The sequence below is a fragment of the Sulfurimicrobium lacus genome, assembly GCF_011764585.1.
GTDB lineage: Bacteria > Pseudomonadota > Gammaproteobacteria > Burkholderiales > Sulfuricellaceae > Sulfurimicrobium > Sulfurimicrobium lacus.
Genome location: NZ_AP022853.1, coordinates 743,682 through 755,487, shown reverse-complemented (window position 1 = coordinate 755,487; position 11,806 = coordinate 743,682). Strand labels below are relative to the sequence as shown.

Annotated in this window: 15 protein-coding genes and 1 tRNA gene; 5 read left to right on the top strand and 11 right to left on the bottom strand. The window is 55.0% G+C overall.

Annotated features, from left to right (window positions below; all coding sequences use genetic code 11):
• Positions 1 to 66: 66 nt before the first annotated feature.
• From SKTS_RS03845 to SKTS_RS03820, 6 genes are all read right to left on the bottom strand, one after another.
• The gene (locus tag SKTS_RS03845) at positions 67 to 882 is read right to left on the bottom strand and encodes a phosphate/phosphite/phosphonate ABC transporter substrate-binding protein (protein WP_173060589.1); all 816 of its coding nucleotides are present in this window, start codon (positions 880 to 882) and stop codon (positions 67 to 69) included.
• Positions 883 to 966: 84 nt separating this feature from the next.
• Positions 967 to 1,659: a rhodanese-like domain-containing protein gene (locus SKTS_RS03840; protein WP_173060586.1), complete on the bottom strand. Its 693-nt coding sequence runs from the start codon at positions 1,657 to 1,659 to the stop codon at positions 967 to 969.
• Positions 1,660 to 1,713: 54 nt separating this feature from the next.
• Entirely contained in the window at positions 1,714 to 2,364 is a 651-nt protein-coding gene (locus tag SKTS_RS03835; protein ID WP_173060583.1) for a rhodanese-like domain-containing protein, read from the bottom strand.
• A gap of 61 nt (positions 2,365 to 2,425) precedes the next feature.
• Positions 2,426 to 2,638, bottom strand: a complete 213-nt coding sequence (locus SKTS_RS03830) for a hypothetical protein (protein ID WP_173060580.1) — start codon at positions 2,636 to 2,638, stop codon at positions 2,426 to 2,428.
• A 66-nt stretch (positions 2,639 to 2,704) separates the two neighbouring features.
• A complete protein-coding gene (locus SKTS_RS03825; protein WP_173060577.1) occupies positions 2,705 to 3,982 on the bottom strand; it encodes an NAD(P)/FAD-dependent oxidoreductase in 1,278 nt (425 codons plus the stop codon).
• 19 nt (positions 3,983 to 4,001) lie between these two features.
• The gene (locus SKTS_RS03820) at positions 4,002 to 4,202 is read right to left on the bottom strand and encodes a hypothetical protein (protein ID WP_173060575.1); all 201 of its coding nucleotides are present in this window, start codon (positions 4,200 to 4,202) and stop codon (positions 4,002 to 4,004) included.
• Positions 4,203 to 4,529: 327 nt separating this feature from the next.
• Between SKTS_RS03820 and SKTS_RS03815 the strand changes: the two genes are divergently transcribed.
• Entirely contained in the window at positions 4,530 to 5,870 is a 1,341-nt protein-coding gene (locus tag SKTS_RS03815) for a sigma-54 interaction domain-containing protein (protein ID WP_173060572.1), read from the top strand.
• Positions 5,871 to 5,909: 39 nt separating this feature from the next.
• Here the strand turns inward: SKTS_RS03815 and SKTS_RS03810 are convergent.
• A tRNA-Pro gene (locus tag SKTS_RS03810) sits at positions 5,910 to 5,986 on the bottom strand.
• 22 nt (positions 5,987 to 6,008) lie between these two features.
• Entirely contained in the window at positions 6,009 to 6,977 is a 969-nt protein-coding gene (gene ispB / locus SKTS_RS03805; protein ID WP_173060569.1) for an octaprenyl diphosphate synthase, read from the bottom strand.
• Between the two features lie 168 nt (positions 6,978 to 7,145).
• Between ispB and rplU the strand changes: the two genes are divergently transcribed.
• From rplU to proB, 4 genes are all read left to right on the top strand, one after another.
• Positions 7,146 to 7,457: a 50S ribosomal protein L21 gene (gene rplU / locus SKTS_RS03800; RefSeq protein WP_173060566.1), complete on the top strand. Its 312-nt coding sequence runs from the start codon at positions 7,146 to 7,148 to the stop codon at positions 7,455 to 7,457.
• A gap of 21 nt (positions 7,458 to 7,478) precedes the next feature.
• Positions 7,479 to 7,739 carry a 50S ribosomal protein L27 gene (gene rpmA, locus SKTS_RS03795; protein ID WP_173060563.1) on the top strand — a complete coding sequence of 87 codons (261 nt, stop codon included), beginning with the start codon at positions 7,479 to 7,481 and terminating at the stop codon, positions 7,737 to 7,739.
• A gap of 122 nt (positions 7,740 to 7,861) precedes the next feature.
• Positions 7,862 to 8,932, top strand: coding sequence for an Obg family GTPase CgtA (cgtA, locus tag SKTS_RS03790; RefSeq protein WP_173060559.1), 1,071 nt, complete (start codon positions 7,862 to 7,864; stop codon positions 8,930 to 8,932).
• 23 nt (positions 8,933 to 8,955) lie between these two features.
• Positions 8,956 to 10,074 carry a glutamate 5-kinase gene (proB, locus tag SKTS_RS03785; protein WP_173060556.1) on the top strand — a complete coding sequence of 373 codons (1,119 nt, stop codon included), beginning with the start codon at positions 8,956 to 8,958 and terminating at the stop codon, positions 10,072 to 10,074.
• A 142-nt stretch (positions 10,075 to 10,216) separates the two neighbouring features.
• Here the strand turns inward: proB and SKTS_RS03780 are convergent, their stop codons facing one another.
• The 3 genes from SKTS_RS03780 to SKTS_RS03770 form a co-directional block, all read right to left on the bottom strand.
• Positions 10,217 to 10,906 carry a Bax inhibitor-1/YccA family protein gene (locus SKTS_RS03780; RefSeq protein WP_173060553.1) on the bottom strand — a complete coding sequence of 230 codons (690 nt, stop codon included), beginning with the start codon at positions 10,904 to 10,906 and terminating at the stop codon, positions 10,217 to 10,219.
• 77 nt (positions 10,907 to 10,983) lie between these two features.
• Positions 10,984 to 11,334, bottom strand: a complete 351-nt coding sequence (locus tag SKTS_RS03775; RefSeq protein ID WP_173060550.1) for a SpoIIAA family protein — start codon at positions 11,332 to 11,334, stop codon at positions 10,984 to 10,986.
• Between the two features lie 105 nt (positions 11,335 to 11,439).
• Positions 11,440 to 11,733: a TusE/DsrC/DsvC family sulfur relay protein gene (locus SKTS_RS03770; RefSeq protein WP_173060547.1), complete on the bottom strand. Its 294-nt coding sequence runs from the start codon at positions 11,731 to 11,733 to the stop codon at positions 11,440 to 11,442.
• Between the last annotated feature and the right edge of the window lie 73 nt (positions 11,734 to 11,806).

Below are 11,806 nucleotides of genomic sequence, written 5' to 3'. Positions count from 1 at the left end.
TCCTGGGCTGACGAGTAATGACTTAAGCAAAACCCGCCGGATTGAACACGCCCTACCTCGCCCCCGCTATAAACCGAACAACCGTATCAGAGGCGAATAATCATCCTTGCTGGTGGGAATGAAGCCATCCTTGTGCCCCATCTTCCCCAGCATAGCTCGGCCTTCGACGGTATTAGGCGCATCCAGCAAGACCTGCCGGATCTGCATGGCATCAGCCTCGCTCATGTCTTCGCTGACCGCAAAAGCGAAATGTGGGACTTCATAGCTTTCCTCGATTACACGCGCCCCCGGATGCTCTCCCACCCACTTCTTGGCAAAACCGGCGGTCACCGCCGCCACATCGACACGGCCAATCAGCAACGCGTTCAGAGTCGCATCCTGGAAGCGCTGGTGGAAAATTTCCGCGAAATGAGTTTCCGGTGTCATTCTGGAAAAACGCAGTTTTGCCAGTGCCAGATTGGACGCAAGGCTTTCCTTGTCCGGCAGTCCCAATCGCCTGCCTTTTGCATCTGACAGGTTTTTGATATTACTTGTATCCATCACCACGAATGCCGCTTTGAGCTTACCCGGATATCGGGCGATCGGCACATATCCGGAACCCTTCATGGCCTGTGCTATAACTTGGGGCGGACCGAGAAAGACATCGAATGCATCCTTTTTCAGGCGTCGCTCGGAGGCCGACAGATTCTGGCTCACCTCGAGCTTGACCGGGCGTTTCAGCATCGTGCCCAGATAATTGGCCAACGGTTTGTACTTATCGCTTATATCCCGCTGATCATCCTGGGCCGGAACGCCGGTATTGACGCCGAGCAGCAGTCGCTCCGCAGCACCAGCCGGAATTACCAACAGCATGAGCAGCATTGCCGTCAGGAATTTCATCATAATTTCCTCCAATCCATTTAAGACCAAGTCGAGGCAAAAAAAAGGCGGCTTGCGCCGCCTTTTAAGTAAACACTTAAATTCAAATTACTTTGCGGGCTTGACCGTGGTCAGCCCCAAGGCTTCCCACTCCTGCATGCCACCGCGATACCAGACCAATTTATGGGCAGGGTAACCGATTTTGAGCAGCCCCTTGATATTGGTCGGGGACTGGGCGCACCAGTGACCGTTGCAGAACATCACCAGCGTCTTGGCGCCGGAGAAGTCCCAGAAGCCGTCCTGTTGCTTCGCACCCAGCTGCTTCTCAAGGATTTCCTGCACCGTGATCGGGTCGGATTTGCCAATATTGAGCTTGTCCCAGGGAATGCTCACCGCGCCGGGGATCGTGCCTTTCTCGACCCAATCCGGAGTACGGGAATCGATCACCATCACGGTCTTGTCACCAGCGCTCACCTTTTGCAGGTAATGCAGCATTTCCAATTCGCCGATGGTCTTCACGCCGGGAGCCAGTTCACCAGGCTGAATACAGAATGGCGGACACTTGCGCGAGGTTTTGCCGAAAGCAGGGTTGATGTTGTTATCCTGATTCTGGTTACGCTGAATGGTTACCACCTGGCCGCCATGCATAACATCCACAGACTGGATATCCGCAGCAATGCCAACCTCCAAGGGTTTGGCTGCAGCAGCGGCATTGCCGCCGGTGGAAGCGCAACCAGACATGCCAACCGTAGCAAACAGCGCCAGCACAAGACCGGAAAGCTTGAGCAGATCTTTCTTCATAAACTTTACTCCTCTATGTTTATTTTATTTATATATGTGCGGTAACGCGCCGGATTACGGCTTGACCGTCGTCAGGCCGAGCAATTCCCAGTCCTGCATCCCCCCGCGGTACCACTTGATTTTGTTGGCGGGGTAGCCGATCTTGAGCAGCCCTTTGATATTGGTGGGCGACTGACCGCACCAGGAGCCGTTGCAGAACATCACCAGGGTCTTGGCGCTTTCGAAATTCCAGAAGCCTTCAGACTGCTTGGCGCCCAACTGCTTTTCGAGGATTTCCTGCACCGTAATGGGGTCTGACTTGCCGATATTGAGCTTGTCCCAAGGGATGTTCACCGCGCCGGGGATCGTGCCCTTTGCCACCCAGTCAGGTGTGCGCGAATCGATCACCATGATGCTGGCATCACCACTGCTCATCTTCTTCAGGTAATGCAACATCTCCAGTTCGCCGATGGTTTCCACGCCCGGCGCCAGTTCTCCCGGTTGAATGCAGAACGGAGGACACTTGCGCGAAGTCTTGGCAAACGCCGGATTTACGTTGTTATCCTGATTCTGGTTGCGCTGAATGGCAACCTTCTGCCCCTTGTGCATGACCTCAACCAACGGCATGTCTGCTGTGATGTTCACGTCGAGCGCGAAAGACAGACTTGGCAACAGGGCGCTAGCCAGCAAAACGGTAGAAGCTACTAATTTATTTTTTATAGTCATATTCGTCCCCTTGATATTTTTTTATGTAAGAAAATACGTGATGGCGTACTTTACAGCGTAATCAGTTGCATTCAGGTTCGGCGCCGCCATCACCCTTCTTTTCGCCCTTACCCTTACCTTCTTCCCCGGCCTTCTTGTCTTTTTCTTTGTCTTTATCTTCGCCGGCGGCTTTCTGGTCCTTTTTCTGGTCGGCAGGCGCTGCGTCCGCCGCATACACCACAGGTGTGACGACCAGCCCACAAGCCAACCACACCATGGTCAGAATTTTATTCATCAATACCTCCAATTGATCAATTGCATTAAACACCTCCCCGAAACCGGAGAGGTGCCTCCCGCAAAATCAGGACTTATCTTTAAGCTTCTTGATACCAAGGGCACCAAGCACGTATTTTTCATACAAGGGCTCGGTCGTACCCTTCTTCATCTTGCGGATGAAGTATTTCTCAAAGGCGATCTTGGCCAGGTGCACCCACTTGCCTTCCTTGAACCAGTTCACGTTGCGCGGCGGAATCTGCGGCAGGGCAACGAACGCCGCGCCGGTATCACCGAAATCAGCCAAGCAGATCGCGTTCCAGGTTGCCTTTTCATACGGCTCCTTGCCGTCCAGCACGGCACGGATGTTGTGCGCTGCGGCTGTCACCATGGTTTCGATCATGTAACCGGTCTTGGGCGCACCAGTCGGAACCGGTGTTGCTTCGACCGGTGGAATCGCAACACATACGCCTACCGAATAGATATTGTTGAATTTCGGGTTGCGCTGGTAAGGGTCGATCAGGATAAAGCCGCGCGGGTTGGTCAGCCCCTCGATACCGAATACGGCATCGACGCCTTTGAATGCCGGCAACATCATGCCGTACTTGAACGGCAGTTCGTGTTCCTTCTTTACGTTACCCATATCGTCATGCTCGGCCACAAACATTTTGCCGGCCTCGACCTTGGTAACCTTGGCATTGGTAATCCACTTGACGTGACGATCGCGCATGGCCGATTCCAACAAGCCCTTGGAATCACCCACTCCGCCCAAGCCGAGATGGCCGATATACGGCTCGGCAGTAACGAAGGTCATCGGAACTTTGTCGCGGATACGACGACGGCGCAGGTCGGTATCCATGATGAAGGCGAACTCGTAAGCCGGGCCATAGCAGGAAGCGCCCTGAGCCGCACCCACCACGATCGGACCTGGCTCTTTGACGAACTTGCCCCAGGCTTCACCAGCCTTTACCGCATGGTCCACATTGCATACTGAATGGGTATGCTTTTCCGGCCCCAGTCCTTCTACCTCATCGAACGCCAGCTTCGGCCCGGTAGCAATAACCAGAAAATCGTAATCGATAACCTGCCCGTCAGTCAGTTCCACCTGATTTTTTTCGGGGTGAACGCGCTTTACTGGAGATGAAATGAAGCCGATGTTCTTGCGCTCGAAATAGGGCGCGACCGGAAACTGAATATCTTCCCGCGTACGCCAGTTGACGGCCACCCAGGGGTTGGAGGGCGTAAACTGAAAACTGTCGCCGTTTCCAATTACCGTCAATTTGTCCGAGGACCTCAGTTGCTCGCGCATTTCGTAGGCCATCGGCATGCCGCCGATGCCTGCACCCATGATTACAATATGTGCCATTTACTTGTTCTCCATTTCATTACCACACAAACACTTTTTTCATCGCGTCCAACCCCTCATCCACAAGTTGTTGAAGCTCCTCTGGTGCATCCTCATTCTCGTGCATCAACGTAACATATGCCGAAAGTGACTTCAATGCGCAGGCGATCTTGGCTACCTCCTGAGCCGTTTCCTGGCTCATGGAGACGCCCGCCTGCAATTTCCAGATTGGATCAGTCATAGTTAACCCCTAACAGTAATTACGCTATAAACATCCGGATAGCCTTGTAGCAATCCTTATGCCAGAACGTAAGTACCTGAATCACATAGCTACAAGACGCCTCTCCGGCAATTACATGCCATCGTGTCATGTCATTTTGACACCAACAGTCATCTCTTTGATTATTAGTGGCTAATTCAAACCAATGATGCCTTACCACTTAGTCCGGCCAACCACAATAATCATAACTAACTGTTTTGTTTCGTATTATCAAATCGATGCGCTGCTGTTGCAAATCAAAAACCGTCACGTATACTGTCATGACATATTGACAGGTCGCAGCCAGACATGAACCACACCCCAGTCCAACTTCAATCCCTTATTGACGCGCAGGAAAACCCCTTCGTGCTCATTGACATCAACTACCGCATCGTGGCCGCCAATCGCGCCTACTGCAAGCGCTATGGCACAGATGAAGCACATGTGGTTGGACGCACCTGCCATGAAATTTCCCACCACGCCTCGGTGCCCTGCCACCTCAACGGCGAGACCTGCCCACACCAGCAAGTATTCGCCACCGGCTCAGGCCAGCAAGTACTGCACACCCACTATGACCACCACAATCAACCAGAGCACGTACGCATCCAAGGGCACCCAATCCTGGGACTAAACGGCGAGCTTTATTTAGGAGAAGCGATTTACCCCTTCGCCCCGACCACAGCCATGGACTGCGACGAAATGCGCATGATCGGCAAATCGGCCACATTCCTGTCCTGCGTGGAAAATCTGACGCGCGTGGCCGAATCTGAAGCCTCCATTCTGCTATACGGCGAAAGCGGTGTCGGAAAGGAATTGGCGGCGCAATACCTTCATCGCCGCTCCAACCGGGAAGGGAAAGCCTTTATCGCAGTAGATTGCGCCTCCATCGCCGAATCGATGTTCGAAAGCGAACTCTTCGGTCATGAGCGCGGGGCATTCACCGGTTGTGTAGGACGGAAGCTGGGGCTATTCGAACTCGCAGACAACGGCACGCTATTCCTCGACGAGATCGGCGAAATCCCGCTCACGATGCAAGCCAAGCTGCTGCGCGTATTGGAGAGCGGCGAGTACCGCCGCGTGGGTGGCACCGAAACGCTGCGCGCCGACGTACGGGTCGTTAGCGCAACCAACCGGGACTTGCTGGAAATGGTGGACCAAGGCCGGTTTCGTCTCGACCTTTATTACCGAATTGCAGGCATTGACGTCACATTGCCCGCGCTGCGGGAGCGTCGCAGCGATATCCCTGCCCTGGCCAAGTCCATGCTGTCGCGCATGAATGGCGGGCGCAGCTGCGAACTCAACGAAAGTGCCATGACGCGGCTGGTAACCTATGATTACCCCGGCAATGTGCGCGAACTACGTAACATCCTGCAAAAAGCGCTGGCACTCAGCGACAACGGCATCATCACGGCAAAAGATATTCGCTTCGACGCCAATAACCAGGGAGTTAGCGCGGCGCAACCAGAACTTGCGCTAGCCGCCGCAGTTGCGCCAAAGAAAAAAGGCGCATCGATGGCAGAACTGGAAGCGAGCCACATCGCTCGCCTGCTCGAACAACACGACGGGCACCGGCGCAAAGTGGCTGATATTCTTGGGATCAGCGAACGAACTCTTTACAGAAAGTTGATTCGCTACGAATTGCGGGATTAGATCAAAGCACAGATGAATTACCGTGCCTTAGGAAAAAACTGGTCGGGGTGAGAGGATTCGAACCTCCGGCCTCTACGTCCCGAACGTAGCGCTCTACCTGGCTAAGCTACACCCCGAAAACAAACAGCGGCCGCCTTCTTAATGATTCCTCGCGACCGCAAAGTCGGCCAATTGTAGCAAAGAATCCTTGTAATTTGAACCGGGCAGGTGCGATATTGCCGCGCAGGCCGCATCCGCTTCCCGCTTTGCCTGTGCCTTGGTGTAATCCAGTGCACCGGTGTCACGAATCGCCTGCATGACTGGCTGCAGCTCATCCAGTCCGCCCTGCTCGATGGCATGCCGAACCACCGCCGCCTGATCTGCGCTGCCGTGTTTGATGGCATAAATCAAGGGGAGTGTCGGCTTGCCTTCGGCCAGATCGTCACCTACGTTCTTGCCCGTATCCTGATGCTCGCCCGAATAGTCCAATACGTCATCAATCAACTGGAATGCAGTCCCGAGACGCATGCCGTACTCGGCCATCGCTTCTTCGTCCTGCGGGGACGCTCCACCCAAAATCGCGCCCAGGCGGCTGGCGGCCTCGAACAGCTTGGCGGTTTTGTAATGAATGACCTGGAGGTAGCGAGCTTCGTCGATATCCGGATCGTGGCAATTCAGCAGTTGCAAAACCTCGCCCTCGGCAATGATATTGGTCGCATCGGCCAGCACTTCCATCACGCGCAAGCTGTTCACCCCCACCATCATCTGGAAAGCACGGGAATAGAGGAAATCTCCCACCAGCACACTGGCAGCATTGCCGAACATGGCATTGGCCGTAGCCTTGCCGCGGCGCAGGCTGGATTCGTCAACCACATCATCGTGGAGCAGCGTCGCGGTATGGATGAATTCCACCACCGCTGCGAGTTCGTGGTGATGCGTACCGCTAAAGCCAAACGCCCCGGCGGACAGCAACACCAATGCCGGGCGCAAGCGCTTGCCGCCACTATTGATGATATATTCACTGACCTGACCGATCAGAGCGACTTCTGAGTGGAGACGCCGGCGAATGACCGCATCGACGGCATGCATGTCCGCTTCGATGCAGCTGCGAATAGCTTCGATTGACACGAGATAATCCGAAAAAGGTCAATGGTAGAAACGTTCACAAGTCAGTGTCAAGGGACAGAAGCAATTATCCGCCCCCAAGCAGAGTTTACTACCAAAGATTTTTTGACCCGGCTCATGCACTTAGGTATACTTCGCGGTTCATTTAAAAGTGAAGCAATGGAGCTAAACATGTATGCGGTCATAAAAACCGGTGGCAAGCAGTATCGCGTTGTCCCTGGCGAAAAACTTAAAATAGAACAGATACCGGCAGACATCGGCAGCGAAATCGTACTGGACGAAGTACTGATGATAGCGGACGACGAAGCGGTAACGGTAGGCGCCCCACTGGTGGCAGGCGCAACGGTGAAAGCCACGGTGATGAGCCAGGGGCGTGCCAAGAAGGTGATGATTTTCAAAATGCGTCGCCGCAAGCACTACCGCAAGACACAGGGTCATCGGCAGAACTACACCGAGATCCGTATCGATCTGATCGCCAAGTAAGCCTGAGCAAGGAGAAATACCATGGCACATAAAAAAGCAGGCGGTAGTTCACGTAACGGCCGCGACTCGCATTCCAAACGTCTGGGCGTGAAGCGCTTCGGCGGCGAACTGGTTTCCGGCGGCAGCATCATCGTTCGCCAGCGCGGCACCCAGATGCACCCCGGCGACAACGTCGGCATTGGCAAGGACCACACGCTGTTCGCGAAGATCGACGGCACTGTGCAATTCTCCGTCAAAGGTGCACTGCAACGCACTATGGTCAGCATCATCCCGGCCGCCTGATTTCAGGCTTCTGGCGATGCGACCCCGGCCCTATCGCACGATAGGGCCTTTTTATTTTATAGTTCTCAGATGTCAGCCATCAGCAAGCTGATCACTGAAAGCTGATCACTGAAAACTATCACATGAAATTTATAGACGAAGCAAAAATCCATGTCAAAGCCGGCGACGGCGGCAACGGCGCCGCCAGCTTCAGACGTGAAAAATACATCCCCAGAGGCGGCCCGGATGGCGGCGATGGTGGGCGCGGCGCCAGCATCTACGCGGTGGCGGATCGCAATATCAACACCCTGATCGATTATCGCTTTGCCCGCATGCATCGCGCCCAGCGCGGCGAGAATGGCCATGGCAGCGACCGCTACGGCAAGGGTGGCGAGGATATGGTGTTGCGCATGCCGGTCGGCACGGTCATCACCGACCTCACCACCGGCAAGATCATTGCCGACCTCGCCATCGACGGCGAGAAGACCCTGATCGCCAAAGGCGGCAAGGGTGGCCTCGGCAACCTGCATTTCAAATCCAGCACCAATCGCGCCCCGCGCCAGTGCACGCCAGGCGAGGAAGGCGAGGAACTTGAACTGGGACTGGAACTGAAGGTACTGGCGGATGTGGGCCTATTGGGCATGCCCAATGCCGGCAAATCGACTTTCATTCGCGCCGTTTCCGCCGCCAAGCCGAAAGTTGCGGATTACCCCTTCACCACGCTGCATCCCAACCTGGGCGTGGTCCGGGTCGACGACGAGCGCAGTTTCGTGATCGCGGACATTCCCGGCCTGATCGAAGGCGCCGCCGAAGGCGCCGGTCTGGGTCACCAGTTCCTGCGCCATCTGGCACGCACCCGCCTGTTGTTGCACCTGGTGGACATGGCGCCCTGCGACGAAGCCGTGAGCCCGGTGCATGACGCACGCGCCATCGTCGAGGAGTTGCGCAAATACGACGAGGGCCTGTACCAGAAACCGCGCTGGTTGGTGCTGAACAAGATGGACATGGTGGCCGAGGACGAGCGCTCCGAGCAATTGCAGCAGTTTTTGCGAGATTTTGGCTGGGAGGGCAGAAGCTTTATAATTTCCGCCCTGACAGGGGAAGGCTGCAAAACACTCACTTACGCCATCATGGAATACCTGGAACAGAATCGCGCGCCGGCAGAAATTCCGGAAGACAATGCAACTGTACAACCCGATCCCACCGTGGAATAGGCAATCACGCATCCCAACAAACCATGAAATCCATACTCGCGAATTCCAAACGCCTGGTCGTCAAAGTCGGCAGCAGCCTGGTCACCAACAGCGGCGCCGGGCTGGATCATGCCGCCATCGCCAACTGGGCCGAACAGATTGCCCGCCTCAAGGAGATGGGACGTGAAGTGGTGCTGGTCTCCTCCGGTGCAGTAGCCGAGGGCATGCAACGCCTGGGTTGGAAAAAGCGCCCCAGCGCGGTACACGAACTGCAAGCGGCAGCCGCAGTCGGCCAGATGGGATTGGTGCAGGTGTACGAAAGCTGCTTCCGCAAACATAGCCTACACACCGCACAAATATTACTGACCCACGACGACTTGTCCGACCGCAAGCGCTACCTCAACGCACGCACCACGCTGCGCACCCTGCTCGAACTGAACGTTATCCCGATCATCAACGAAAACGACACCGTCGTGACCGACGAAATCCGCTTTGGCGACAACGACACGCTCGGCGCTCTGGTGACCAACCTGATCGAAGCCGACACGCTGGTCATCCTCACCGACCAATCCGGCCTGTTCAGTGCCGATCCGCGCAAAGACCCGACGGCCACCCTGATACAGGAAGCCACAGCCGGTGAAGCTGAACTGGAGAAAATGGCCGGCGGCGCAGGCAGCGATATCGGACGCGGCGGCATGCTGACCAAGATCCTGGCCGCCAAGCGCGCCATGCGCAGCGGCGCCCACACCATCATCGCCTCCGGGCGCGAGCGGGATGTGCTGGTGCGCCTCGCCCAGGGCGAGGCCATCGGCACCCAGCTTATCGCACAGACCATGCCGATCGCCGCGCGCAAGCAATGGCTGGCCGATCACCTGCAGGTGCGCGGCAGGGTCATGCTGGACGAAGGCGCCACAAAAGCATTGTGTCTGGAAGGAAAAAGTCTACTACCCATCGGCGTATGTGAGGTAAGCGGGGATTTCGAACGTGGTGAAGTAGTGACCTGCATCGACCGGGACGGACGGGAAATTGCGCGCGGACTGATCAATTACGCAGCGGGAGAAGCCCGGAAAATCATGCGCCACGCCAGTGTCGAGATCGAACCTATTCTAGGTTACGTGGACGAACCCGAACTCATCCACCGTGACAATCTAGTCCTGCTTTAGCAGGACCAGATTGCGGTCCAGGCTCACATTGACGCAGTCAATGATATGCCGGAACCACAATCTGGTTTTGCTTTAGCTCAAATCCGTTAGCACGTTAAAAAGGGTAGCCTAGGCTGCCCTTTTTAACGTTTGAGAACTCTGACTAGTCCCGCTCGCCGCTCAACGCCATCAGCAGTTGCAACAGGTTGACGAACAGGTTGTAAATATCCAGATAAAGCGCCAGCGTAGCCATGATGTAGTTGGTCTCGCCGCCCTGCACGATGCGGCTCACATCAAACAGGATAAAGCCGGAAAAGATCAGCACGGCAACCGAGGAAATTGCCAGCGCAGCCGCCGGAACCTGGAAGAACATATTGGCCAGGGAAGCGAGGATCAACAGGATCAGGCCGACGAAAAGGAAATTGCCGAGGAAGCTGAAATCCTTCTTTGAAACCGTGGCATAGGAAGCCAGCGCGAAGAAAATCACACCCGTACCACCTGCCGCCAGACCCACCAGCTGTGCACCGTTTTTCAGGTGCAGCGCCACTTGCAGGATCGGTCCCAGCATCATCCCCATGAAGAATGTCAGCGCCAGCAGCAAGGCCACGCCCACGCCGCTGTCACGGTTTTTGGAAATACCCCAGAACAGGCCAAACATGACCGCAAGCATGACCACCATGCCCAGAATCGGGCTTTGCGCCATGAAAGAAAAATTCATGCTCATGCCGATCAGCGCGCCGATAACCGTAGGAATCATGGTCAGGCCGAGCAACATGTAGGTATTGCGCAACACCTTGTGGGTGGATAGCGATAATCCCGCCGCTTGGCTGCTTATTTGTAATTCGGGTTGCATCAGACACTCTCCTTGGTGAGAAACAGACAATTCATGCCAATTTAAGACTGCAGAAGGCAGTCTAAAGTTTCAATCTGTCAGGCGCCGGCCTCGATCCAGTCGCTGGCCAGGTCATAATTTTCGAAAATCTGAATTTCGGCATCCGAAAAGGCCCGCGCCAGCCATGCACTCCAAGCTACCAGGCGGCCACTGGCGACCACCGCAATTTTCTGGAAATCATGGACGTGCTGCCAGTTGAAACGCGCATCTTCCCAAGCCACATCGAGAGTGAAGTCGGCCATGTCGCGCAAATCCATCAGCAGGTTGACCTTGCCCTTGAATTTCATTTCATAGACCACTGCATCTTCCAGCTGTTTGTAGTCGGCAAGCGTGAATTCGCCGAATACGGAAACTTTGACGATGTGGTCGTGGTGTTCGATGGTAATCATTTGCTCGGCTCTTCCATTTGGTTCAGGAGCCTATTCTATAGCAAAAAACCAAAGGCCCGGCAATGCGCAACACTGCCGGGCCTTTGTTGACAACAGGATCAGGGCTTATACACAGCCGGTTGGCTTGGGCAGACCGCCGTACTTGGTAATAGGCTTCATCGGGCCGGTCATCCAGGTATTGAAGATGACCTTCTGGTCTTCATCGATATACTTGGCGAATTTCCGGATCGGCGGCACGGAGCTGGTTTCTTCGAAATATTCACGTGCTTTCAGGATGTGACTCCATTTCACTTCGTCCAACTCGACGCCGTCAGCTTCAGCCATTGCACGGCCAACGTCCTCGGTCCATTCATTCATGTCGGCCAAATAACCATCGCCATCGCGTACTGGAAGTTCCATTTTATGCTCCTTGAAATTAAGTTATTGAATATTTGTCTTGAACCACCTCAATAACTAGAGGTAGTACAACTTC

What these genes read in the sequence shown, in the direction of transcription:
- SKTS_RS03845 (WP_173060589.1), bottom strand. Translation starts at nt 882, where the DNA reads ATGATGAAATTCCTGACGGCAATGCTGCTCATGCTGTTGGTAATTCCG.
- SKTS_RS03840 (WP_173060586.1), bottom strand. Translation starts at nt 1,659, where the DNA reads ATGAAGAAAGATCTGCTCAAGCTTTCCGGTCTTGTGCTGGCGCTGTTT.
- SKTS_RS03835 (WP_173060583.1), bottom strand. Translation starts at nt 2,364, where the DNA reads ATGACTATAAAAAATAAATTAGTAGCTTCTACCGTTTTGCTGGCTAGC.
- SKTS_RS03830 (WP_173060580.1), bottom strand. Translation starts at nt 2,638, where the DNA reads ATGAATAAAATTCTGACCATGGTGTGGTTGGCTTGTGGGCTGGTCGTC.
- SKTS_RS03825 (WP_173060577.1), bottom strand. Translation starts at nt 3,982, where the DNA reads ATGGCACATATTGTAATCATGGGTGCAGGCATCGGCGGCATGCCGATG.
- SKTS_RS03820 (WP_173060575.1), bottom strand. Translation starts at nt 4,202, where the DNA reads ATGACTGATCCAATCTGGAAATTGCAGGCGGGCGTCTCCATGAGCCAG.
- SKTS_RS03815 (WP_173060572.1), top strand. Translation starts at nt 4,530, where the DNA reads ATGAACCACACCCCAGTCCAACTTCAATCCCTTATTGACGCGCAGGAA.
- rplU (WP_173060566.1), top strand. Translation starts at nt 7,146, where the DNA reads ATGTATGCGGTCATAAAAACCGGTGGCAAGCAGTATCGCGTTGTCCCT.
- rpmA (WP_173060563.1), top strand. Translation starts at nt 7,479, where the DNA reads ATGGCACATAAAAAAGCAGGCGGTAGTTCACGTAACGGCCGCGACTCG.
- cgtA (WP_173060559.1), top strand. Translation starts at nt 7,862, where the DNA reads ATGAAATTTATAGACGAAGCAAAAATCCATGTCAAAGCCGGCGACGGC.
- proB (WP_173060556.1), top strand. Translation starts at nt 8,956, where the DNA reads ATGAAATCCATACTCGCGAATTCCAAACGCCTGGTCGTCAAAGTCGGC.
- SKTS_RS03780 (WP_173060553.1), bottom strand. Translation starts at nt 10,906, where the DNA reads ATGCAACCCGAATTACAAATAAGCAGCCAAGCGGCGGGATTATCGCTA.
- SKTS_RS03775 (WP_173060550.1), bottom strand. Translation starts at nt 11,334, where the DNA reads ATGATTACCATCGAACACCACGACCACATCGTCAAAGTTTCCGTATTC.
- SKTS_RS03770 (WP_173060547.1), bottom strand. Translation starts at nt 11,733, where the DNA reads ATGGAACTTCCAGTACGCGATGGCGATGGTTATTTGGCCGACATGAAT.